At 59.8% G+C, this 22,297-nt stretch carries 20 protein-coding genes; 18 read left to right on the forward strand and 2 right to left on the reverse strand.

Annotated elements, in window-relative coordinates; all coding sequences use genetic code 11:
- Window positions 1-59: 59 nt before the first annotated feature.
- From ACN0TA_RS00450 to ACN0TA_RS00465, 4 genes are all read left to right on the forward strand, one after another.
- Window positions 60-659, forward strand: coding sequence for a LysE family translocator (locus ACN0TA_RS00450; RefSeq protein WP_417578697.1), 600 nt, complete (start codon window positions 60-62; stop codon window positions 657-659).
- A 32-nt stretch (window positions 660-691) separates the two neighbouring features.
- Window positions 692-1,678: a hypothetical protein gene (locus ACN0TA_RS00455; protein WP_417578699.1), complete on the forward strand. Its 987-nt coding sequence runs from the start codon at window positions 692-694 to the stop codon at window positions 1,676-1,678.
- A gap of 138 nt (window positions 1,679-1,816) precedes the next feature.
- Window positions 1,817-3,076, forward strand: coding sequence for an Hsp70 family protein (locus ACN0TA_RS00460; protein ID WP_417578701.1), 1,260 nt, complete (start codon window positions 1,817-1,819; stop codon window positions 3,074-3,076).
- 87 nt (window positions 3,077-3,163) lie between these two features.
- Complete coding sequence (locus ACN0TA_RS00465) at window positions 3,164-3,937, forward strand: phosphodiester glycosidase family protein (protein ID WP_417578703.1); 774 nt, start codon at window positions 3,164-3,166, stop codon at window positions 3,935-3,937.
- 5 nt (window positions 3,938-3,942) lie between these two features.
- Here the strand turns inward: ACN0TA_RS00465 and ACN0TA_RS00470 are convergent, their stop codons facing one another.
- Window positions 3,943-4,746 carry a DUF72 domain-containing protein gene (locus ACN0TA_RS00470; protein WP_417578705.1) on the reverse strand — a complete coding sequence of 268 codons (804 nt, stop codon included), beginning with the start codon at window positions 4,744-4,746 and terminating at the stop codon, window positions 3,943-3,945.
- A 276-nt stretch (window positions 4,747-5,022) separates the two neighbouring features.
- On the opposite strand from ACN0TA_RS00470, the gene ACN0TA_RS00475 reads away from it, so the two are divergent.
- From ACN0TA_RS00475 to ACN0TA_RS00495, 5 genes are all read left to right on the forward strand, one after another.
- On the forward strand, window positions 5,023-7,350 hold the full coding sequence (locus ACN0TA_RS00475) for a mechanosensitive ion channel domain-containing protein (protein ID WP_417578707.1): 2,328 nt from the start codon (window positions 5,023-5,025) through the stop codon (window positions 7,348-7,350).
- A gap of 59 nt (window positions 7,351-7,409) precedes the next feature.
- A complete protein-coding gene (locus tag ACN0TA_RS00480; protein WP_417578709.1) occupies window positions 7,410-8,156 on the forward strand; it encodes an HAD family hydrolase in 747 nt (248 codons plus the stop codon).
- Window positions 8,157-8,207: 51 nt separating this feature from the next.
- Window positions 8,208-9,095 (forward strand): cation diffusion facilitator family transporter, encoded by an 888-nt coding sequence (locus tag ACN0TA_RS00485; RefSeq protein ID WP_417578711.1) that lies wholly within the window; start codon window positions 8,208-8,210, stop codon window positions 9,093-9,095.
- A 224-nt stretch (window positions 9,096-9,319) separates the two neighbouring features.
- Window positions 9,320-9,895 carry a cell wall hydrolase gene (locus ACN0TA_RS00490; protein WP_417578713.1) on the forward strand — a complete coding sequence of 192 codons (576 nt, stop codon included), beginning with the start codon at window positions 9,320-9,322 and terminating at the stop codon, window positions 9,893-9,895.
- A complete protein-coding gene (locus ACN0TA_RS00495; RefSeq protein WP_417578715.1) occupies window positions 9,892-10,938 on the forward strand; it encodes a hypothetical protein in 1,047 nt (348 codons plus the stop codon). Before ACN0TA_RS00490 ends, ACN0TA_RS00495 begins: the two co-directional genes overlap by 4 nt.
- An 83-nt stretch (window positions 10,939-11,021) precedes the next feature.
- On the opposite strand, the gene ACN0TA_RS00500 is transcribed toward ACN0TA_RS00495, so the two are convergent.
- The gene (locus ACN0TA_RS00500; protein ID WP_417578717.1) at window positions 11,022-12,620 is read right to left on the reverse strand and encodes a phosphoenolpyruvate carboxykinase; all 1,599 of its coding nucleotides are present in this window, start codon (window positions 12,618-12,620) and stop codon (window positions 11,022-11,024) included.
- Window positions 12,621-12,948: 328 nt separating this feature from the next.
- Between ACN0TA_RS00500 and ACN0TA_RS00505 the strand changes: the two genes are divergently transcribed.
- The 9 genes from ACN0TA_RS00505 (at window position 12,949) to tsaE (ending at window position 22,295) form a co-directional block, all read left to right on the forward strand.
- On the forward strand, window positions 12,949-13,665 hold the full coding sequence (locus ACN0TA_RS00505) for a response regulator transcription factor (protein WP_417578719.1): 717 nt from the start codon (window positions 12,949-12,951) through the stop codon (window positions 13,663-13,665).
- 190 nt (window positions 13,666-13,855) lie between these two features.
- Window positions 13,856-15,544: a stimulus-sensing domain-containing protein gene (locus ACN0TA_RS00510; RefSeq protein WP_417578721.1), complete on the forward strand. Its 1,689-nt coding sequence runs from the start codon at window positions 13,856-13,858 to the stop codon at window positions 15,542-15,544.
- The gene (locus tag ACN0TA_RS00515; RefSeq protein ID WP_417578723.1) at window positions 15,541-16,008 is read left to right on the forward strand and encodes an HPr kinase/phosphorylase; all 468 of its coding nucleotides are present in this window, start codon (window positions 15,541-15,543) and stop codon (window positions 16,006-16,008) included. The genes ACN0TA_RS00510 and ACN0TA_RS00515 overlap by 4 nt, the downstream gene beginning before the upstream one ends.
- Window positions 16,009-16,265: 257 nt before the next feature.
- A complete protein-coding gene (locus tag ACN0TA_RS00520) occupies window positions 16,266-16,664 on the forward strand; it encodes a PTS sugar transporter subunit IIA (protein WP_417578725.1) in 399 nt (132 codons plus the stop codon).
- On the forward strand, window positions 16,661-16,978 hold the full coding sequence (locus ACN0TA_RS00525) for an HPr family phosphocarrier protein (protein ID WP_417578727.1): 318 nt from the start codon (window positions 16,661-16,663) through the stop codon (window positions 16,976-16,978). Before ACN0TA_RS00520 ends, ACN0TA_RS00525 begins: the two co-directional genes overlap by 4 nt.
- Window positions 16,979-17,014: 36 nt before the next feature.
- Window positions 17,015-17,545 (forward strand): DUF2937 family protein, encoded by a 531-nt coding sequence (locus tag ACN0TA_RS00530; protein WP_417578729.1) that lies wholly within the window; start codon window positions 17,015-17,017, stop codon window positions 17,543-17,545.
- A gap of 158 nt (window positions 17,546-17,703) precedes the next feature.
- On the forward strand, window positions 17,704-19,104 hold the full coding sequence (ahcY, locus tag ACN0TA_RS00535) for an adenosylhomocysteinase (RefSeq protein WP_417578731.1): 1,401 nt from the start codon (window positions 17,704-17,706) through the stop codon (window positions 19,102-19,104).
- A gap of 244 nt (window positions 19,105-19,348) precedes the next feature.
- Window positions 19,349-21,820 carry an ATP-binding protein gene (locus ACN0TA_RS00540; RefSeq protein WP_417578733.1) on the forward strand — a complete coding sequence of 824 codons (2,472 nt, stop codon included), beginning with the start codon at window positions 19,349-19,351 and terminating at the stop codon, window positions 21,818-21,820.
- A 4-nt stretch (window positions 21,821-21,824) separates the two neighbouring features.
- Window positions 21,825-22,295 (forward strand): tRNA (adenosine(37)-N6)-threonylcarbamoyltransferase complex ATPase subunit type 1 TsaE, encoded by a 471-nt coding sequence (gene tsaE / locus ACN0TA_RS00545; protein WP_417578735.1) that lies wholly within the window; start codon window positions 21,825-21,827, stop codon window positions 22,293-22,295.
- Window positions 22,296-22,297 lie beyond the last annotated feature (2 nt).

The raw sequence follows: 22,297 nt of genomic DNA on the forward strand, positions 1-22,297 counted from the left end.
ACGGAACATTGCGGCTTTGTGCTTCTAACATTGCCGCATTCGCAACGGAAAGCCACATAATGAGCCTTACCCTTCTTTCAGCCCTTTTCGGGTTTGCCTTCGTGACGACCATCACGCCCGGGCCAAACAATCTGATGCTGATGGCATCGGGGACAAATTTCGGATTTCGCCGAACGATACCGCACATGCTCGGGATCATGGGCGGGGTGTCGCTCATGGTGCTGCTGGTTGGCGGGGGCCTCATGGCGCTGTTCGACGCCATCCCGGCGCTCAACACTGTGCTCAAGATCGCCTCGATATTCTATCTGTTGTGGCTGGCCTTCAAGATTGCCACAGCAGCGCCAAGCCCGGACCGCCCAGCGGCAGGACGCCCGATGAGTCTTGTGCAAGCCGCAGCCTTCCAATGGGTGAATCCGAAGGCCTGGGCAATGGCGCTGTCGGCCATCACGCTCTACGCACCCGACCGTTCGCTCTTGTCTGTGGCGATCGTCGCCGGCGCATTTGCGCTTGTCTGTTTCCCGGCGATTTCTGTTTGGGCGTGGCTGGGGACCGTTGTGCGTCAATGGCTTTCGAGCGCGACACGGCTTCGGGTGTTCAATATCACGATGGCCGTTCTGCTGATCGCTTCGCTCTACCCTGTGCTGGGAATCGGTGCCTAGCCTCGGCAGGAGGGTGAGGTTGCCTGATCGACTTGTTTCGATCGGGCTTCCATGCGGTAATCATCGGGTCGATACGGCCTGAAACTGCCGCACAAACCAGCCATTCTGGCGCGCAGCGCAATGGGGATGCTGGGGATGGAACAGATGTTGCAATGCTTCTGGCGCTGACGGCGCCCGAGCCGGACGGATCCGATTTCCAACACCTTATGGCGCGCGGAGAAGGGGCTTCCATACAGGCCGCCAGTTGCAGCGACCCGTTGGACCGCACCGAAATTGTCGGCGAAACCATCTATTGCGGCACCGTGACTGTGCCCGAAGACCACGATGCGCCCGATAATGGTCAGACAATCGATCTCGCCTTTGCGATATTGCGCGCCGACACGACATACCCGGCCAGCGATCCGCTGGTCTATCTGCATGCTGGCCCGGGCATCGGTAACCTTTATGGCGGGCTGGCATTCATGGCCGAGGTTTTCGCACCGTTCCGCGCCACCCGCGACGTTGTAATCTCCGATCAGCGGGCGGCGGGCATTTCTTCAGGCAGCGTTTCCTGCCAGCAACAGCTTACCGACAACATTACAGCGCTGTTGATCGACGCGGTCGGACCGCTTGAGGCTGACGATGAAGACAACCCCGTCGTCACCCGGTTCCTGCGCGACTGCCTGGCCGAAGTCGAGGCAGACGGAACCGATCTTTCCAAATACAATACCCGCCAAAACGCTCTGGACGTGGCCATGATCCTTAAGGCCATGGGCTACGATGAATGGAACCTCTATGGCATCGAGGCGATGACCGATGCCGAAATCGTTGCGGTCTATGATGATGTGTTCGACAGCATTCGAACCGATACGCTCGATTTTCAGCAAGAGGCCATCGACCTTATGCTTTACGCCTGTCAGGAGGACGCTCCCTACAACGGCATCGACGGCTACAGGACCACTACTGCCGACCAGCCGTATGACTTGGCCTCCATGCTTGATGGCGTTGCACTGGAGCTCTACGCCACCTCCGAGGAATAAACAGGGCGATACGGGGACCGCGTGTTGGCGGGTCGTGTTGCCATGGGGCGGGGGATGGGGTAGATCAGCGCCCCTTCACCAAACCGCGGGCTGCCAGAATGGCCGCTGGCCAGGCCCCACGATCCTTGAGAACACCCAATGTCATCGCTTCATTGTGGCGTCGATTTCGGCACCACCAATTCCACCATCGGGCTCGTGCAATCCGACGGCACGCCTGTGCTGATTCCAGTCGAGGGCAATGACGTGACGCTGCCTTCGGCGTTGTTTTTCAGCTTCGAGGACCACAGCACTCATTTCGGGCGGTCGGCGGTTCATGAATATATGGACGGCGCCGAGGGCCGTTTCATGCGAGCGCTGAAATCGATCCTTGGTACATCGCTGATGGACGAGACCACCCAGATCGGGCGGGAGCGCACCAGCTTCGAAGGCCTGATCGGGCGATTTCTGAAGCATTTGCGCGAACGGCTAATCGCGCATACCGGCGCAATGCCCGAGCAGGTGGTTCTGGGGCGTCCGGTATTTTTCGTCGATGGGGACACGCGTGCGGATCGCGCGGCACAAGACCAGCTTGAAGCGGCGGCGCGCGCCCAAGGATTCAAACATATCGAATTTCAGTTCGAACCAGTGGCGGCGGCGCTGCATTTCGAACGCACGCTCGACAGCGAATCGCTGGCACTGGTCGTCGATATCGGTGGCGGCACCTCCGACTTTTCGGTGCTGCGTCTTTCACCAGAACGCAAGAACAGCACCGACCGGCGCAATGACATATTGAGCACCGCGGGCGTGCATGTCGGCGGCACCGATTTCGACCGCCAGCTCAACATTGCCAAGGTCATGCCCGAGATGGGGCGCGGGACGAGCACCAGGGATGGCAAGCGCCAATTGCCCGTATGGTATTTTCACGACATGGCGACATGGCACAAGATCAACCAGCTCTACCGGCCCGAAATCCTGCGCGACATCAAGAGCCTGCAGCGCGAGGCCGCCGAACCCGAAAAACTCGAGCGCTTCAAACATCTTCTGGCCAACCGCTCAGGGCACCGGCTGGCCGGGCAGGTGGAAAAGGCAAAAATCGCTCTGACCGATGCAGCCGAAACCGAAATCGAACTCATTGAACCTGGGCTTTCGCTGGCCATTGCGACGACGCGCGCCGAGTTCGAAGCGTCAAGCGCTGCGCTGACAACCAAGATCGGGGCCGCAATGGATGAAGCCCTGACCGCCGCAGGGGTTGGAGCCGATGCTATCGAAACCGTGATCCTGACCGGTGGCGGCGCGCAGGTGCGCCAGGTGCGCGCGCTTGTCGATAGCCGTTTCGGCCATGCCCGTATTGCCCAATCGGACCAGTTTGGGGCTGTGGGGCTGGGGTTGGCCGTGGACGCTGCGCGCCGCTTCGGGTGATCGGCGCGGACCCATCAGGCAGTTGCGATTGGCCCGAGCAGGCGCTTCGTGATAGGGGCTGACCCAGTCAAGACGCGGAGCGGTACGATGTCCCGAATCAGAACGCTGATTGCCGGCCTTGTACTCATGGTCGCGCCGCTGGGGTATGTGCCGGCCACATTGGCCGAAGAGTGCTCGCGGCAGCGCTTTGCGGAGTCCGACTTCATTGTCTGCACAATCGATCCAGCCACCGAGGATCTGCGCCTTTTCTGGCAGGACGACGAGGGCGCACCCTACCGCACGTTTTCAGCTGTTGCTGATCGGTTTGCCGAGAGCGATCAAACCCTTGCCCTGGCGATCAACGCCGGCATGTATGGCGAGGACTACGCTCCGATCGGGCTTTATACCGAGAACGGGGACGAAAAACGTCCAGTGAACACGCGCACTGTCGACGGGCCACCCGCTGCGGTGCCCAATTTTTACAAAAAGCCCAATGGAGTGTTCTTCATCGATGGAGACGGGGCCGGCATATTGGACACGCAAATATTCGTCGCCAAGCAACGCGACATAGAGTTCGCAACGCAATCGGGCCCATTGCTGGTGCAGGACAATGTTCTGCATTCGGCGCTGATCGATGGATCAACCGATCGCACTCGGCGCAGCGGCATCGGCGTTTGCGAAAACGGAATCGTGCGGCTGGCAGTGAGCGACGGCGTGGTCAATTTCCACGATTTCGCGCGCCTGTTCCGCGACCAGCTCGAGTGCCCCGATGCACTGTTTCTCGATGGCGGCCGCGGCGTCGGTCTCTATTACCCGCCCCTGCGCCGCAACGATTTTTCCTGGCATGGCGGCTATGGGCCAATGCTGGGCGTTGTGAAATAACCAGCCTAATTCCGATTGTTGATCCGCTCGATCAGGGCCATGGCAGCGGCGGGGTTGTTTTGTTTGAAGCCTGAGATGACGAAGGCAAAGACGTCGCGAGGGGTTTCGGCGGGGGGCGAGCCGAAACGGGACAAATCGTCAGGCACGCCGCCGCTGGCGTAGGTGACGATCCTGTCGGCCCAGGCGTCGAGATCTTTGTCCGAATAGCCTTTTTCATGGTCTTCGGTTGTGCCCTGAAGCCGCAGATAGACGAAATCGGCAGTCGGATCGGCAATCACCTTGTATTCGGCATCCGCTCCGGTGATCAGCGCCACGCCATTGTCGCGCGCCAGGGCCACAGCCTCGGCATTGGCAAAACTCTCATGGCGGGCTTCGAGCGCATGACGCAAAATCGTGCCGTCCTGGGTGGCGGGAAGCAGCTTCAGAAAGGCTGCAAAATCATCGGGATCAAATTTCTTGGTCGCGGCAAGCTGCCAATTGATGGGCCCCAGCTTGTCCTTGAGCTCGACAATCCCGCTTGAGGTAAAGCGATTGACCGACTCGCCTGCCTCGGCCAGCACCTTCTTGTTGGTGGCGTAACGCGTACCCTTCAATGCGAACATGAAGGTCTCGGGCACTTCATCGTGCCATTTGCGAAAACTTTCCGGCTTCTGGCTGCCATAGAATGTGCCATTGACCTCAACGCCGGTCATGGTGGCGCCCATGTGCGCGAGCTCACGCTTCTGGGCGAGCTTTTCAGGATAATAGGTGCCGCGCCATGGCTCGAACGTCCAACCGCCGACACCAATGAAAATCCTGCCCAATGCCATTGTCGTCTCCAATCTATCGTGCGTTGCGGACACTAGAGCATTTCTGCAGTCCACGGAATTGGTCCCGGAAGCAGGCCGTTGACGTCCGGCGCTTGCAAACCGAAACATTGCGTCCCAGCGCAGTCGCATTGCGGCCGGCGCGCAACAACCCGAAAATGACCGGCGCACGAAAAATTCAGCGCTGCAGGCAACCGATTGGTGCGGCGGGGGTTCAAACGAAGTGCGAAGGCAGATAGCCTTGCGCTCCATTCAGCGTCGAACAGTTCCCCAAGGTCCATGCCCTTCCAGTTTTTTGCCCGCCTTTCGCACTTGCTTATCGTCCTGATCATCGGCCTGGGGCTCTCAGCCCCCGCAATGGCGCAAGATGAAAACACCGAGGCGAGCAGCGAAAGCCCGCAACAGGCGCTCAGCCAGTTGATTGACGTGTTGCGCGACGATGCCGCGCGCGAGGCGCTTATTGCCGAGCTCGAGGCAGGCATTGACGAGAGCGGCGCGGCCGAGGAAACCGCGCCGACCCAGGAGGGCGGCAACGAGCTGCGCTCGGTCGGGGCGCAGATTTCGGACATGACCCGCTCGGCAGTGGAAAACACGGCGGCCTCGCTCGAGCGGCTCTGGCAGCAATTGGCGGCGACGCCGCAAATCTTTTCGGCCCTGTCGATCACCCAGCTCGATGCGCTGTGGACCATCCTTGCCGATGTGGCGATCCTGATTGTCCTGACCTATGCCGGACTGTTTGTGATGCGGCGGCTGGTGCGCCTGCCGCGCGAGCGGCTGCACGCCCTGTTCCAGTCGGGCGGCTGGATCGCCAAGCCTTTGGTTCTGGCTCTCGAATTCCTGCTCGATATCGCCGCCGCGCTTGTGCCCTATGCGGCCGGTTACGCCGTGGCCGCGACGCTGCTGGGCGAAGCCGGCGTGATCCGGGTCGAGCACTCTCTCTATCTCAACGCGTTCCTGATGGTGGAGGTGATCATGTCGATCTTCCGCACCGTCGTTTCACCCAATTTGCCCGAGCAAAGGCTCGTGCACCTGTCGAACACCGAGTCGGTAACTGTGATGAAATGGTCGCGTTTCATCGTCTCGCTGTTTGTTTTCGGCCAGATCATGATGCTGCCGCTGCTGACCACCAGCGTTTCGTTCGCGGCGGGGCGGGCCATTTCCATCGTGTTGCTGCTGCTGACCCTGATCGCGATGGCGGTCGCAGTGCTGGTGGCGCGCCAACCGGTCAGGGCCAAACTGACAAGCATGGTCGAGAACAGGGATGCACGGCGCGGCCTGTCCCTGCCGATCCGCAACTGGCACGTGTTCGCGCTGCTGTATCTCGGCGTGCTGGCGGTCATCGCCCTTACACGGACCAGCGCCCAGTTTCAGACCTATGTCTGGGACAATGTGCAGGTGGTGATCGCTATCATGATCGGGGTGGTGATCCTCAATCTTCTCAAGCGCCTTACCAATAACGGGGTCAACCTGCCCGAATCCCTGCGGCAGCGCTCGCCCGAGCTGCAACGCCAATTGCACAAGATCGTGCCGGCGGTGATCAAGGTGGTGCGCTTGATCGTGATCGGGGCCATCATCGTGTTCTGCCTGCACAAGCTGGGCTTTTTCAACTTCGTGGATTTTGTGGAAGGCGAATTCGGCGCGCAGGTCGCCGGGTCGGCAGTGACCATTCTGGTCATTTTGGCCGTCGCAGTGCTGGCGTGGATCGGGCTCAACACCTGGATCGACGGGCAGGTCAATCCTGACCTCGCACCAGGCGCAACGGCACGCAAGCGCACGTTGTTCGCGCTGATGCGCAACGCCCTGACCATCGCCATTATCGGCATCACGCTGATGTTCATACTCTCGGAAATCGGCATCAATATAGCCCCGCTGCTGGCCTCGGCCGGCGTTCTGGGCCTGGCGATCGGCTTTGGGGCGCAAAAGCTGGTGCAGGATCTGATCACCGGTATCTTCATCCAGCTCGAAGGGGCTATCGATGTGGGTGACGTTGTGGCCGTGGGCGGGATTTCCGGTGTCGTTGAACGGCTGACCATCCGGTCTGTGTCGCTCCGCGATGTGGAGGGCTCCTACCACATCATCCCGTTCTCATCGGTCGATACTGTCACCAATTTCATGCGCGGTTTTTCCTACTCGGTCATCGATATGGGTGTTGGCTATCGCGAAAATGTCGAAGAGGCGCGTCAGGCAATGCTCGATGCGTTCGAAGAATTGCGGGCCGATCCCGAATACAAGAGCGCGATCATCGCCGATTTCGAGTGGATGGGCGTCAACGCGTTCGGGGCCAGCGAAGTCGTTCTGCGGGCCCGCATCAAAACGCTGCCGGGCAAACAATGGGGCATCAAGCGGGCCTACAACGCTATCGTCAAACGCATTTTCGACGAACGCGACATCGAAATCCCCTTCCCCCACCAGACGCTGTATTTCGGCGTGGGCAAAGACGGAAAGGCGCCGCCCATGCATATGGTGCGCGAGGACGAGGCGGCAGATGCAGCCAACGCACCCGTCAAGACGCTCGAAGCCAAGCCAAAGCGCCGGCGGCGGCGTAAGGACGAGATCGAAGGCAAGGATATGCCTGATGTCGATGAGGGACCCGACGAGGAAAACTGAACGGGAACACACTGACGCGATAGCGCCTTTTACCGGGCCTGCGAACATGCTAGGGGACCATGCTTTCCGAACGTTACCGAAAGCCTGACATGTCCTCGCTCGCTCATCCCTTCGACGCCGTCATCTTCGATATGGACGGAACGCTGCTCGATACCGAAGCCGTGTTCAAGGCTATCGTGTATGAGGTGTGCACGGAACTGGGCTTTGACATGAGCGACGCGGTGCATGGGCGCATGGTGGGTTCGTCGCACGAGGCAACGGCGGCGCTGCTGGCTGAAAATTTCGGCAGACATTTCCCTTATGAGACGTTCGACGAAAAATGCCGCGCCTCGATGCGGGTGCGGATGGCCGACAGCGTGCCGGTCAAGCCCGGCGCTGTCGAGTTGGTCTCGGCACTGCGCGAACTCGACATCCCGCTTGCCGTCGCCACCTCATCGCGGGCCAACCATGCACTTGGGCACCTTGAAGCCGCCGGGGTTATCGGGTTTTTCAACACGATCGTCACCCGTGACGATGTGATCAACCCAAAGCCGCATCCCGAACCCTATCTGACAGCGGCCAGCCGGCTCAATGTCGATCCCGTCCACTGCGTTGCGTTCGAGGATTCGTTTTCCGGAGTGCGCGCCGCTCATGCCGCCGGGATGCGCACAGTGATGGTGCCCGACCTGATTACGCCATCCGACGATATCGCCGCACTGTGTGTAGCCGTGCTCGAGACCATGGCGCATGCCCATGAACATCTGACCACCGCGCCGCGTTCTGCAAATAGGTCTCAAGAGCATTCGCAAGTAAAATCAAAGAGATAGACAACGGACACCCATTGGGATAGGGCAAGTTTCGTTGCGTCGGAGCCCATCATGTCCCAGGTCCTCAAACTTGCCATCGGCAGTATTGTCGTCGCGATTGGCGTGCTGGCGCTCAAGCTATGGGCAGCGCAGATCACCGGATCGGTGGCGCTGCTCTCGGACGCCCTGGAATCGATTGTCAATCTGGCCACAGCAATTGCCGCTCTGATCGCCGTGCGCCTTGCGGCCCGGCCAGCCGACACCAAGATGCCGTTCGGCTATTACAAGGCCGAGTATTTTTCCGCCGTTATCGAAGGCGTATTCATCGTCGTCGCCGCGCTGCTGATCTTTCATCAGGCCTGGCACGGCTTTGTAGCGCCGCGCCGACTCGATGCGCCTTTTGAAGGCATTGCCATCTCGATGGTCGCAACGGCGGTCAACTGGGGCTGGAGCGTCGTTCTGGTTCGGCAGGGGCGCAAATTGCAATCGCCAGCACTCGAAGCCGATGGTCACCATCTGTGGACCGACGTTGTCTCCTCGCTGGGCGTTGCCGTGGGCCTTGTGCTTGTCGTCATCACCGGCCAGCCCCTTCTCGATGCGGCGCTTGCGGTGCTCGTAGGTCTCAACATCTTATGGTCCGGCTCAAAGCTTTTGGCCAGCAGCGTGAGCGGGCTGATGGACGTTTCAGTGGCGGCCGAGCGGCTTGATGCCATCCGCCAGACCATTGCCGAGAATGCCCAGGGCGCCATCGAGGCCCATGACGTTCGGGCGCGCGAGGCGGGCAAGGCGGTGTTTATCGATTTTCATCTTGTGGTGCCTGCCGCAATGAGCGTGGTTGACGCCCATGACATCTGCGACCGTATCGAAGCGGCGCTAAAAAACACCGATGATGGCGCAATCGTCACCATCCATGTGGAACCCGAGCACAAGGCAAAACACTCGGGAATCGTCGTGCTCTAGGCGCGTTGGCAGCGCGCCTCGTACAAATTTGCATAAAATCCGACGGATTTACACCATTCCCCGTTCAGGCCCGTTCTTTAGTCCTGCTTGCAATGGAACTCAAAACGGTTACAAATTAACCAACAATTAAGCTTAACATCGCGTTAATGGCTTAAGCTGTTTAGGGTTCAGGGCAACGAGATAACGGCGCCACTGTGAGACGCCGAACGGACTAGGGGATCTTTATGGCGCGGGCCAAGCACGCCATCTTCAAGCTGGTGACAGGGGTCGTAATCGGCCTTGTAAGCCTTTCGTCGGCATGGGCCGAAGAGGCAGTTCTCACCGCCGACGTATTGAGCGATTACATTTCTCAGGGCTATGTGAGCACCGCCGAACGCAAGCAGTTTGCCGCGTCGGAAATCCACTGCCTGGCGCAAGCGATCTATCATGAATCGCGCGGCGAACCCGACCGTGGCCAATGGGCCGTTGCTTCGGTTATCCTGAACCGTGTCGACAGCCGCACCTATCCCGACAGTGTCTGCGGCGTCGTGTTCCAGAATGCCCATATGCCCAATCGCTGCCAGTTTTCCTTTGCCTGCGACGGACGGCCCGACGATGGCGGAAACGGCAATGTCATCGACCGTGAAAGCTGGGTTCAGTCAAACATCATGGCGCTGATCGCCTATCGCAAGTCACTCGATGGAAAACGGCACGAGGACGGGCTGACCACGGCGATGCATTTCCACACAACTACGGTTTCGCCTTCCTGGGCCTCGGCGTACACGCAGGTCGCCGCCATCGGAAACCATATCTTCTATTGATCTGGCATTTGTGGCGGCGCAAGGCCGCAGCTGTCGCAAAGCAGGCGGCGCTGCTTGAAACATTCCCCAATCAGCTTGGCTACACCGCCCTGCCGGGCGGGCCAGAACAGCCAAACGCCATTCAAACCGTTCTCGACCAAATCGAGTTCCCCTTCAGGGCGTCGTGTCAGACGCTGATCGATACTTATGGACTTGAACGCGACAAAGCGTTTGGGCGGGAAAGTGTTCTCATAACCCCCTGCCCGTTTGGGTTGACCGGGCTGATCGGGTCCTTCTCTCCCAATATCCTTGGCGCCAATTTCCGTCATGAAACACCGCTCTGGTTTGGTGCGATGGTCAGCATTGGTGACGACATGCTTGCCAATCTCGAGCATGCGCGCGCTCAGCTTTCCGCCCATTTCGGACCAACCCAGATCAGCAAAACGTCTTCGAACACGCTGGGCTGTGGCTGGCAGGCAGGGCCGTCGAGCCTAACCCTGACCGTGTGGCCTGCACAGTGGCAAACCTTTCCGGTGCGCAATGATGCCCATAGTCGGGATCCGCGCCTCAAAACTGCATGCAGTGTGGGGCTGAGTGCTGGTTTCCGGCGCGCGCTGGACGCAGCCGAAATCACTTGGCTAGTAAGCGCTGTGCCGATTGCGAAGGTGCTGGGCAATCCTGCGCGCACACTCGATGCCCTTTGGGGAAGCTCGCCAAATGGAGCGGAGCGCACATTCGTCCGTGAACCTGTCAAGGCGTGCACAACCCTTTTGGGACGGATTGCGCTGTCGGGGGATGAGGCGGCATTGATCATCTGTTCGCGCCAGCTCTACATCGTCCCGCGTAGCCGGATAACGGGACTGGTGCTGCAGAATATCCTTCCGGCGAAGGGCGGCGGCGGTTCATGGCTGTCGATCAGCTATCTCGGTCCGAACGCGCAAGAGCAACAATTGCCCGTTTCCGAACTCTATGGGCAAGAGCAATCGCTCGATGCACTGGCACAGGACCTTGGCACTGCGCTCGCGCTTGACGTGCGGATCGAGCCTGAGCGCTATGATTGCTGAGCATGATCAGGAAAACCCGCGCTGGAGCGATCCAATGCGGGTTTCCTCAATGTGAGCTTTCGGGATTTTTCGCGCCCGCCCGATTATTCGGCTGCGACCGCCAGGCGGGGACCAGCGTCGGCAATCTGGGTATCAGCAGCGGCGAATTTTTCGAAATTGGCTTCGAACAGACCGACAAGCTTTTCAGACTGGCGGTCATAGGCCGCGGTATCGGCCCAGGTTTCACGCGGGGTCAACAACCTGGACTCAACGCCTTCGACGGCAAGCGGGACGGCAAAGCCAAACACCGGATCGATGCGAGCGGGCACGTTGATCAACTCGCCAGACAGTGCTGCATTGAGCAGGCGGCGGGTGTCCTTGATCGAAATGCGCTGACCGACACCGTAGGCGCCACCGGTCCAGCCGGTATTGATGAGCCAGCATTCGGCAAGTGACTCACGAATACGCTTCTTGAGCATGCGACCATAAACCGTGGGATGCAGGCTCATAAAGGGTGCGCCGAAACAGGCAGAGAATGTGGCCTGTGGCTCGGTAACGCCGCGCTCGGTGCCCGCAACCTTTGCCGTGTAACCGGAGAGGAAGTGGTAGATTGCCTGTTCGGGCGACAGCCGGGCAATAGGCGGTAGGACGCCGAACGCGTCGGCGGTCAGCAAGACGATGTTTGTCGGCGTCGGGCCGGTCCCGGTGCGCGAGACATTATCGAGTACATAAAGGGGATAGGCGGCGCGGGTGTTTTCTGTCTTCGAACCATCGCTGAAATCGGGCTCACGGGAATGCTCATCGAGCACCACGTTTTCAAGTACTGTACCGAACCGCTTTGTCGCACCGAAAATTTCGGGCTCGGCCTTGGGCGAGAGATTGATGGTCTTGGCATAGCAGCCGCCCTCGAGATTGAAGACGCCATCATCGGACCACCCATGCTCATCATCCCCAATCAGGATGCGCCTGGGATCGGTCGAAAGCGTGGTCTTGCCAGTGCCCGACAGGCCGAAGAAAAGTGCCGTATCCCCATCCTTGCCGGTATTGGCCGAACAATGCATGGGCAGAACGCCATCGGAGGGGGCGTGGAAATTGAAGAGCGAGAAGACCGACTTCTTGATTTCACCGGCATAGGCCGTGCCGCCGATCAGAACGATGTTGCGGCTCAGATCGAGTGCGATCACCGTTTCGCTGCGCGTGCCGTGACGCGCGGGATCGGCCTTGAACGCGGGGTTGTGCAGGATGGTCACCTGAGGGGCAAAGCCGTCGAGACCGGCGCGGGCCGGTCGGATCAACAGATTGCGGATGAACAGGGCGTGCCATGGCGACGGCGTCAAAACCTCGACATTGAGCTGATGCTTGAGATCGGCACCGGCCAGCAGCTGCTGACCGAACAGCGCTTCGCCCTCTAGTGACGCAGAAAAATCGGCAAGCAGGGTTTCGAACTGGGCAGTTTCGAGCGCTCTTGTATTGTCCCACCAGACTAGCTTTTCGGTCAATTCGTCGCGGACAATGAATTTGTCCGACGGCGAGCGCCCAGTGAACTTGCCGGTATCGACGACAAAGGCGCCATCGGCGCTCAACCGCCCCTGTCCAAGTGCGACAGCGGTTTCCACGAGGATCGGCGCGGTGTCGTTGAACCGGACCGAAGCAGCGCTGGCAGCAACGGATTTGGCAAGGCTCTGGCACGTGATGGCGGTCATTTTGGCACTCATAAATCCCATGATAACTTGAGGGCCACCATAGAGCCTGAGCCAGCACCGCATCCATCTGGCAATGGGTCGTAAGACGTTCGTCTAGAGCGTCGCAGGTCTTGGCGGGACCGCAAGATCGGGTCGATCAGGGCATCGGCAGCGAACGGGCAATGCGACGCGCAATGGAACCGGCGCCGCTACCGAGCGTTTGGTCTTGCCATAATTTGCGCGTATTGTGCACGGCAAAAGTCGGCACAAGAGTTTCATTTAAGCGACGTTGAAATACCTTCCGCGCCAACTTACCTGCCGGAAGGCTGTAACAGATAAAGGGAATTCCATGCCCAAGATCGCTCTTGTCGATGACGACCGCAATATTTTGACGTCGGTATCGATGACGCTGGAAGCTGAGGGTTATCAGGTTGCCACCTATACCGATGGCGCGTCAGGACTTGATGGACTGACATCTGATCGGCCCGACCTTGCAATTCTCGACATCAAGATGCCGCGCATGGATGGCATGGAACTGCTGCGCCGCCTGCGCCAGAAATCCGACGTGCCGGTGATTTTCCTCACCTCCAAGGATGAAGAGATAGACGAGCTGTTCGGGCTCAAGATGGGTGCTGACGATTTCATCACCAAGCCGTTTTCCCAGCGACTACTTGTCGAGCGCGTCAAGGCCGTGCTGCGCCGCGCCGCAGCGCCCAAAGAGCCAGGATCCACAGTGGTCAACGGCGAAGAGGGCGCTCCCAAGACCTCGCTCGAGCGCGGCTCGCTGGTGATGGACCAGGAGCGTCACACCTGCACCTGGAAGGGCCAGCGCGTGACGCTGACGGTCACCGAGTTTCTTATCCTTCTGGCCCTGGCCCAGCGTCCCGGCGTGGTCAAGAGCCGCAACGCGCTCATGGACGCCGCCTATGACGATCAGGTTTATGTCGATGACCGGACGATCGACAGCCACATCAAGCGGTTGCGCAAGAAGTTCAAGAGCACCGACGACAGTTTCGATATGATCGAAACGCTCTATGGGGTCGGTTACCGCTTCAAGGAACAATAGGTCTGGCGTGACGAACTGCACTTTCGCCAGCTTCGATTTTGGCTGCATACTGCACACCGCCCTACACTTTTTCTCAAGAGCGCTTTAGGTCGTGGACGCAGGCGAAACCATTTCAAGATCGCACCCCTCATCGAAGGGGGAAGAAAAGGCCAAGTCCGCCCGGCAACGCCAGGCGGCCAGACAACCCTTGATGCGCCCCCTGTTCGCGTTTTTCCGCGGCGTGGGACGGCTGATCAATTTCACATTTTTCTCGTCGCTCACCCGGCGGATCGTGATCCTCAACCTGGTTGCGCTGGCCGCGCTGGTGGCCGGGATCATGTATCTTAACACTTTCAGGGCCGGCCTGATCGACGTGCGGGTTTCTGCGCTTCGGGTGCAGGGCGAGATCATTTCAGCAGCAGTGGCTGCCTCTGCCACTGCCAATTCCGATCAGATTACCGTCAATCCCGACAGGCTGCTCGAACTCTATATGGGGGAGTTTCCGTCCTCTTATACATTGTTTGATTCCAGCCTCGAATTTCCCATCAGTCCCGAACGTGTGGCGCCGCTGCTGCGCAACCTTGTGACCCCGACGCGCACGCGCGCCCGAATCTATGACCGGGACGGGCTGATGATCCTGGATTCCAACAACATCTATGCCAGTGGCGAAATCCTGCGCGCGACAAACAGCGAGAACGACACCCAGTCCCAACCACTGTTTTTTACGGTCTGGAACTGGTTCGGCCGACTTTTGCGCGGCGGGGACTATCCACTGTATCAGGATTATCCCGCCCATGAGGGCGTGCGGTATCCCGAAGTCGCTTCGGCGCTCAATGGTTCGCCCGCCGACATAGTGAGGGTGGATGCGCGCGGACAGATGGTCGTTTCGGTCGCCGTGCCCGTGCAGCGTCAGCGCGCCGTTGTGGGGGCATTGCTGCTCTCGACAAGTCCCGGCGAGATCGATGCCATCGTCGCCCAGGAGCGCTGGTCGATCCTGCGTCTGGCTTTGGTTGCCGCGCTGGTGACAGGCACGCTTTCGGCGCTGATGGCAGGCACGATCGCCGGACCGATCCGCAGACTTTCGGCGGCGGCAGAGCGGGTGCAAAGCTCGATGAAGGCGCGGGCGGAAATTCCCGATTATACTGACAGGTCCGACGAAATCGGCCACCTCTCGGGCTCGCTGCGCGCCATGACCAACGCGCTTTACAACCGCATCGAAGCCATCGAACGGTTTGCAGCCGACGTGGCTCATGAACTGAAGAACCCACTGACGTCGCTGCGCAGCGCTGTGGAGACACTGCCGCTGGCCAAGACCGCCAAGGACCGTCAGCGGCTCGTCGACATCATCCAGCATGACGTGCGCCGACTCGATCGGCTCATTTCCGACATCTCGAACGCCAGCCGCATCGATGCCGAGCTGGCGCGCGAGAACACCGAAACTGTCAATCTCGGAGAATTGGCGGCAGCCATAGTTTCGATCCAGGCCGATCTCGCCGCCAATCGCGAAGTGAGCGTTGTGCTCAAGATCGAAGAGGGGCGCCACGCACCTCTGGTCAAAGGGCACGATACCCGCCTGGCGCAGGTGTTTACCAACCTGATCGACAATGCCGTCTCGTTTTCGCCCCATGGCGGTACCGTGACCGTCACGATCAAATCCGAAGGCGAGAGCGTGGTCGCGCAGGTGGAAGATCAGGGGCCGGGGCTGGGCGATGCCGAAAAAGTGTTCCAGCGCTTTTATACCGACCGACCCGAAGGCGAGAGCTTTGGCGATCACTCGGGTCTGGGACTGTCGATTTCCCGCCAGATTGCTCAGGCGCACCAGGGCACGCTTGACGCGGGCAACCGAAGCGATGCAACTGGAGCTGTCTTTACCCTCACATTACCCAGAGCGAAAACTTGAGCCCAGCGAAGCACAACGCCCACGGAACCGGCATTCTTATCGGCGATCACGGTATTCTTCTCACTGGCGTTTCGGGCGCCGGCAAGTCGCTTCTGGCGCTCGACCTGCTTGAACAGGGACGGCTGCGCGGCGAAACCGCGCTTTTGATATCAGATGACCGGGTGCTGCTGTCCTCCGACGAAGACGGGCTGATCATGGAAGCTCCCGAAACCATCGAGGGCATGATCGAGTTGCGCGGGCGGGGCATCATAACGCTGCCCTTTGCAAAGCAAGCTCATGTCCACCTGGTTGTCGACCTTGTCGAAGACGAAGAGCGGCTGCTCGAGGAAGCGGCGCTGACCACCAAGATCAATGGCATCTGGGTGCCACGCTGCCCGGTGCCGCGCCGGGGCCGGATCGATGGCTTGCACCAGCGGTTTCTGGTTCATGCTGCGTTAAGGGCGCTTGGCGCCACTCTGGACTGATGAGAGACGCTGGCCGGCTGCAAACATTCACTGTCAGCCAGCCGGCTCTGTACCCGGTCACTGCCGGACCACATAGTCCGGTTTTCCGGGCATGACGTCCGAAAAGACTTGAAACCCGCGCCAACCCGTTCAAGACTTCGCCCCGGTTGCGCCACCAAAGCATTTGAAGGTTTCTTCGAATCGCGAAGAGGCTCCAAGTCTTTGTTTTTGAAGCGCTTATGATTTCGAGCGCTCTATCGAGAAGGTTGACATAAGCTATGATGGGCTTGGTCCTTGTGACCCATGGCAGGCTTGCCGAAGAGTTCCGATTGGCGCTCGAACACGTCGTAGGCCCCCAGGATGGGATTGCCACGGTCTCGATTGGTCCCGACGACGACATGGAGGGCCGGCGGCAGGACATCATTGCCGCCGTGGAATCTGTGGATTTTGGGGATGGGGTGGTGATTCTGACCGACATGTTCGGAGGCACGCCATCAAATCTTGCTATTTCGGTCATGCAGGATCGCGAAATCGAAGTTCTGGCCGGGCTCAATCTGCCCATGCTGGTCAAGCTGGCCCGCATCCGTCCGGACATGGAAATGCGCGAAGCCGTGCGCCTTGCAGCCGACGCCGGTCGTAAATACATTAATGTCGCCAACGACGTTCTTGGAAAATGAGCACAACAGTGACCGAACCGGGCCGGGCAGTTTGCCAAAGGCTGACGATCTGCAACAAGCGCGGCCTGCATGCCCGTGCGTCGGCGCGCTTTGTGCGGACAGCCGATCATTTTGATGCTCAGGTCAGCGTAACACGCGACGGGGTGACTGTTGGCGGCACTTCGATCATGGGATTGATGATGCTCGCAGCCGGGCCGGGATCGACAATTTTGGTGCAGGCGACGGGTAATCAGGCCCGCGAAGCCATCGAAGCGATCACGGAACTGGTCACCGGCGGGTTCGATGAAGACCAGGACGGTGAGCCCCACGCCTGACGGCCAATCAATCGCCGCCCAAAGGAAGCCCAATCGATGCTCAAACGCATTGTCTGCCTGATCGGCGCCACGGTTGGCGGGATGACGCTGTCGCAAGCGCCCGAATATACGCAACAATACACCCAGCGCCTGGCCGGCGCAGTAGATGAACTGACGGCGATCATCGACCAGTTCGATGCCGACGCCGCCCAGTTCGGGCTGACACGAGACGAGGGCCTTGAGCGCTATCAGGCCAGCGCCGACGGCTTTCTGGCCGAGCGCGGCATTTCGATGGAGACCGTATTCGCCCGCCATGAGCGGCTTTCAACCCAATTGGCCGAACTGCGCACCGCGCCAGCTGGAACACAGCTTTTCGAAATCGCGCGCTATTTCGATACCGATGTCGGTGCCGCGGCGCTCGAAGATTTCAAACCAGCAGTTCCCCTTACTGTCGTCGGGCTCGGTTATGTGCTGGTCGGACTTTTGGTCGGGTTTGCAGTTTTCTGGGTTCTGGCCAGCGTGCTGGGGGCACCATTCAGAAAGCGACGCAGCAAGGTCAGGCTCAGTCGCATAGAGCGGCGCATGTAGCCAAAGGATCTGATTTGAGGGTTTGAAAGCCGATGCGACGCGGAAACCCTCGGCGATGATATAAAACTTTCTTTATATCCCGGTTGCGGGGGTGGGCCAGTCTCTTGTATAAGCAGTCCACGAAAATTTTTCACTTATCAGACGTGGAGATCGGGCCGATGAGCGCCGCATCCAATTACGCCGTCAAAGACATTTCGCTTGCCCCTTATGGCCGCAAGGAAATCGAGATGGCCGAGATCGAAATGCCGGGCCTGATGGCCATCCGGGCCGAATATGCAGCAAGCCAGCCGCTCAAGGGCGCCCGTATTGCCGGATCGTTGCACATGACCATCCAGACAGCCGTTCTTATCGAGACGCTGACGGCGCTGGGCGCCGATGTGCGCTGGGCGTCGTGCAATATCTTTTCGACCCAGGATCACGCAGCGGCAGCGATTGCCGATGCCGGTATTCCGGTGTTTGCGCACAAGGGTGAAACCCTTGCCGAGTATTGGGAGTTTGCCGACCGCATCCTTGATTGGGGCAATGGCGAAGTCGCCAACATGATCCTCGACGATGGCGGCGACGCCACGATGCTGGTGCTGATCGGCTCCAAGGCAGAGACCGACCCTTCGGTTCTTGCCAACCCTTCCAACGAGGAAGAAGAAGAGCTGTTCAAGGTTATCAAGCGCCGTCTCGATGCCGAGCCGGGCTTTTATTCGAAATGCCGCGCATCCATCCAGGGCGTTTCTGAAGAGACGACGACCGGCGTAATGCGGCTTTATCAGCTTCAGGAAAAGGGCGAGCTGCCCTTCCCGGCAATCAACGTCAACGACAGCGTGACCAAGAGCAAGTTCGACAACAAATATGGTTGCCGCGAGAGCCTTGTTGACGCCATTCGTCGGGGCACCGACGTGATGATGGCGGGCAAGGTAGCGATCGTTTGCGGCTATGGCGACGTGGGCAAAGGGTCTGCCGAATCCCTGCGTGGCGCCGGAGCGCGCGTTCTGGTGACAGAAATCGATCCGATCTGTGCGCTGCAGGCCGCCATGGACGGCTATGAAGTGGTGACCCTTGAGGACGCTATCGAACGCGCCGACATCGTTGTCACCGCGACCGGCAACAAGGACGTTCTGACAATCGACCATATGCGTCGGGTCAAGAACATGGCGATCGTTTGCAACATCGGCCATTTCGACAACGAAATACAGGTCGCCGCGCTGCGGAACCTGAAATGGACAAACGTCAAGCCGCAGGTCGATATCGTCGAGTTCCCCGGCGACAAGAGGATGATCCTTCTTTCCGAAGGGCGCCTTGTGAATCTTGGCAATGCGACCGGGCACCCCTCATTCGTGATGAGCGCATCGTTTGCCAACCAGACGCTCGCCCAAATCGAGCTTTGGACCAAGGGCGACGCGTACCAGAACCAGGTCTATGTGCTGCCCAAGCATCTCGACGAGAAGGTTGCGAGCCTTCACCTTGCGAAACTTGGCGCCAAGCTGACACAGCTTTCCAAAATGCAGGCCGACTATATCGGTGTTGCTCAGAATGGCCCGTTCAAGGCCGATCATTACCGCTACTAACGCAGGCGCGTTAACCTTTGGAAACCTGATTGGGGCGCTTCGGCGCCCCTTTTATTAACCTTTTGAGGAACAAATCAGGATCAAATCGGCTGCTCTGGACTGTGCAAGCCCTAAGTTATCCACGGCCCGTCAGTTTGACTCTTTTTCGCGATTCGCGGCGCGGTTATGGTTAACTGATTCGGGATGCCCTTCTGGCAATCCCACGGGCAGTCAAGGCAAATCATTGGACAAGGGGGCATCAGGCATGCGGCCGGCAGGATTCCGCAGACTCACGGGATTCGTCTCCGTTGGCGTTGCGGGCACTGCCCTTTTTGCAGCGTCTCCTGCCCTTTCGGCCCCCCTCGCAGCCACGGCGATCTCTGGCGCAGCGCCCTATGCTATGGCGCTTGGCGCTGCCGGATTTGGACTCGTCGCGACGCTCCTGGCGCTCAAATGGCGGCGCGAAGCGGAAGCCGCGCAGCGCGATGCCGGAGACAAGCTTGGCGCCATGCGCGCCGCACTCGATGAATTCGAGGGGTTGCTTGCCGGCATGCCCGAAGTCACCATCATCTGGCGTGACGCCGGGATCGAACCATCGGTGATCGGCCCCATAACTGCGCTGTTGCCGGGCGAAAACCGCGCCCATGCCGTTCTTGAATTCCGTTCCTGGCTCGAAGACGAAGCCGCGCGCGCACTGGCTGCACGGCTGACCGATCTGCGTATTGAGGGGCGGGTGTTTGAAACCTCGGTTACGGCCCGCGACGGTCGGATCATCAGGGCCACTGGACGGCTTGTGGGCGGCGCGGCCGTCGTGCGGCTGCGGCCCTCGGGCGGCAGTGTCGAACCCCCGCTCAAGGGGACCGACCTCACCCGGCTGCCCTCACCGGCCGAAGCTCAGTCCATTCTCGCCAATCTCACCATTCCGGCCTGGCTGCGCGACAAGGACGGGCTGCTGATCTACACCAATGCCGCCTACCTGCACTTCACACGCACGCTGGGGCTTAAGGGCGAGCGCGGTACGGCGCCCGATATTTTCGATGTTACGACGCGCGAGCGGCACCTCAAAGCCATCGAAGACGCCGCCGATACCATAGCGTTCACCGAAGAACACGCACTGGCTGGCGGGCTTGAGCTGGTCCTGTTCCCGCTTTCGGGTGGCAGCGCTGGGTACTGCTATTTGCCCGTGGCGCGCGCCAAACCTGTCGAACCCGATAATGCAGAGCCTGATCTTGGGCATCTGACGACTGTCATCGATGCCCTGGCCACCCCCATCGCCGTGTTCGACAAGCGCCAGCAACTGACCCATTACAACACAGCCTATGCCCAGTTCTGGGGACTGGACACGAATTGGCTCAACACAGAGCCCAACGAAAAAGCCATCCTGGACAAGCTGCGCACCCAGGGCGCGCTGCCCGCGGAAACAGATTATCGCGACTGGCGCGGCAAGCATTTGATGAGCTACGCTCTGACCGCGCCGCGCGAAGTGCCCTGGTACCTGCCCGATGGGCGCTGCGCCAATGTGGTCGCCGCACCGGCCACCGGCACCGGCGGGGTGATTTACGTCTTTGAGGACATGACCGAGCGCCTGGCGCTGGAAACGCGGCACAACGCGCTGATGCATGTCCAGCGCGAAACACTCAATGCGCTCACCGAAGGCGTTGCCGTGTTCGGCACCAACGGCCGGCTCAAACTGCACAATCCGCGGCTCTCGCTCCTTTGGAAGCTGCCCATGAATACGCTGGGCAGCCATCCCCATATCGACGAAATCGCGCGCGCCTGTTCGGAAGCGTTTCCCGAGGATGGAAGGCGCATCTGGGGCGATTTGAAACAACGCATCATCGATCTCAACCCAACGCGGTCGGACACCAAGGGGCGGATTACCCGCGCCGATGGGCGCTTGCTCGATTATGCAGTGGTGCGTTTGCCTGACGGGCAGACCATGATGACCTTCGTGGACGTTTCCGAGAGCGCCAATTACGAGCGGGTGCTCAAGGAGCGCAACGAGGCACTGATCGCGGCCGATCGGCTCAAAGATACTTTCGTTCAGAACGTTTCCTACGAATTGCGCTCGCCGCTCACCAACATCATCGGCTTTGCCGACCTTCTGGCTTCGGGCGAAGTGGGGCCGCTATCGGACAAGCAGCGCGCCTATACCGACTATATCCGCGCTTCGAGCGCCAATCTTGGCCTTTTGATCGACAACATTCTCGACCTGGCCACTGTCGATGCCGGCATTGCCCAGCTCAACCCCGAGTTGCTTGATGTTTCCGCACTGATCGAAAAAGCGCGCGCCGGGCTGGACGCCACATTTACCGGCGGCGAGGAAAAGGTGGATCTGGCCGTCGAGATCGATGGCGATCTGCCAACATTTGTCGCCGATGGCACGCGGATCGTTCAGGTGCTCTATAACCTGTTGTCCAACGCTGCGCGGTTCTCAGATCCCGGATCGCAGGTGCGGCTGAAGGTTTCTGCGCGGGGCAATGACCGCATCGCCTTTGCCGTCGAGGATGACGGGGTGGGCATTCCCGAAGACGTGCGCAACGCCATGTTCCAGCGCTTCGAAGGCCAATCTGTCGAGGGGCGCCAACGCGGCGCCGGACTGGGACTGGCCATCGTCAAGACCTTCGTCAATCTCCATGGCGGCTCGGTTTTGATCGAGGGCCGCCAGCCGCGCGGCACCCGCGTCACAGTGATTATCCCCTCCAACGCCGCTTTGGCGCAGAACGCAGGCGAATAGCGCAATGGTCGCGCTTTTTGCGCCAGACGCCGATGCCACCGACGCCATTGGGGCGGCCCTGGCCACCCATCTGCAGCCAGGCGACATCGTCACGCTCGAGGGCGATCTCGGCGCGGGCAAGACCGCGCTGGCCCGCGCCATTATCAGAGCGCTGCTGGGAGTCCCCGATCTGGACGTACCATCGCCGACATTTGCTATCGTCCAGCCCTATCCCGGCATCATTCATGCCGATCTCTACAGACTTGCCGACGAATCCGAGATCGACGAATTGGGGCTTGTCGAGGATGAAACCGATATCGTGCTTGTCGAGTGGCCCGAACGCGCACCATCGCTCATGCGTCGACCGGGGCTCAACATTGCCTTGGCCATGGACGCAAGCGGTATGGGGCGCATACTGACCATCACCGCACGGGGGCGGCAATTGGACAGCCTGGCCGCAGCGCTTGCACCCTGGCGGGATGGAGGTCCACAATAGGC

The sequence above is a fragment of the Pelagibacterium sp. genome, assembly GCF_048264985.1.
Taxonomy (GTDB): domain Bacteria; phylum Pseudomonadota; class Alphaproteobacteria; order Rhizobiales; family Devosiaceae; genus Pelagibacterium.

Excerpts from the sequence above, each read along its gene's own strand:
- ACN0TA_RS00450 (WP_417578697.1), top strand. The coding sequence starts at position 60 with ATGAGCCTTACCCTTCTTTCAGCCCTTTTCGGGTTTGCCTTCGTGACG.
- ACN0TA_RS00460 (WP_417578701.1), top strand. The coding sequence starts at position 1,817 with ATGTCATCGCTTCATTGTGGCGTCGATTTCGGCACCACCAATTCCACC.
- ACN0TA_RS00465 (WP_417578703.1), top strand. The coding sequence starts at position 3,164 with ATGTCCCGAATCAGAACGCTGATTGCCGGCCTTGTACTCATGGTCGCG.
- ACN0TA_RS00470 (WP_417578705.1), bottom strand. The coding sequence starts at position 4,746 with ATGGCATTGGGCAGGATTTTCATTGGTGTCGGCGGTTGGACGTTCGAG.
- ACN0TA_RS00475 (WP_417578707.1), top strand. The coding sequence starts at position 5,023 with ATGCCCTTCCAGTTTTTTGCCCGCCTTTCGCACTTGCTTATCGTCCTG.
- ACN0TA_RS00480 (WP_417578709.1), top strand. The coding sequence starts at position 7,410 with ATGCTTTCCGAACGTTACCGAAAGCCTGACATGTCCTCGCTCGCTCAT.
- ACN0TA_RS00485 (WP_417578711.1), top strand. The coding sequence starts at position 8,208 with ATGTCCCAGGTCCTCAAACTTGCCATCGGCAGTATTGTCGTCGCGATT.
- ACN0TA_RS00490 (WP_417578713.1), top strand. The coding sequence starts at position 9,320 with ATGGCGCGGGCCAAGCACGCCATCTTCAAGCTGGTGACAGGGGTCGTA.
- ACN0TA_RS00500 (WP_417578717.1), bottom strand. The coding sequence starts at position 12,620 with ATGACCGCCATCACGTGCCAGAGCCTTGCCAAATCCGTTGCTGCCAGC.
- ACN0TA_RS00505 (WP_417578719.1), top strand. The coding sequence starts at position 12,949 with ATGCCCAAGATCGCTCTTGTCGATGACGACCGCAATATTTTGACGTCG.
- ACN0TA_RS00510 (WP_417578721.1), top strand. The coding sequence starts at position 13,856 with ATGCGCCCCCTGTTCGCGTTTTTCCGCGGCGTGGGACGGCTGATCAAT.
- ACN0TA_RS00520 (WP_417578725.1), top strand. The coding sequence starts at position 16,266 with ATGATGGGCTTGGTCCTTGTGACCCATGGCAGGCTTGCCGAAGAGTTC.
- ACN0TA_RS00525 (WP_417578727.1), top strand. The coding sequence starts at position 16,661 with ATGAGCACAACAGTGACCGAACCGGGCCGGGCAGTTTGCCAAAGGCTG.
- ACN0TA_RS00530 (WP_417578729.1), top strand. The coding sequence starts at position 17,015 with ATGCTCAAACGCATTGTCTGCCTGATCGGCGCCACGGTTGGCGGGATG.
- ahcY (WP_417578731.1), top strand. The coding sequence starts at position 17,704 with ATGAGCGCCGCATCCAATTACGCCGTCAAAGACATTTCGCTTGCCCCT.
- ACN0TA_RS00540 (WP_417578733.1), top strand. The coding sequence starts at position 19,349 with ATGCGGCCGGCAGGATTCCGCAGACTCACGGGATTCGTCTCCGTTGGC.
- tsaE (WP_417578735.1), top strand. The coding sequence starts at position 21,825 with ATGGTCGCGCTTTTTGCGCCAGACGCCGATGCCACCGACGCCATTGGG.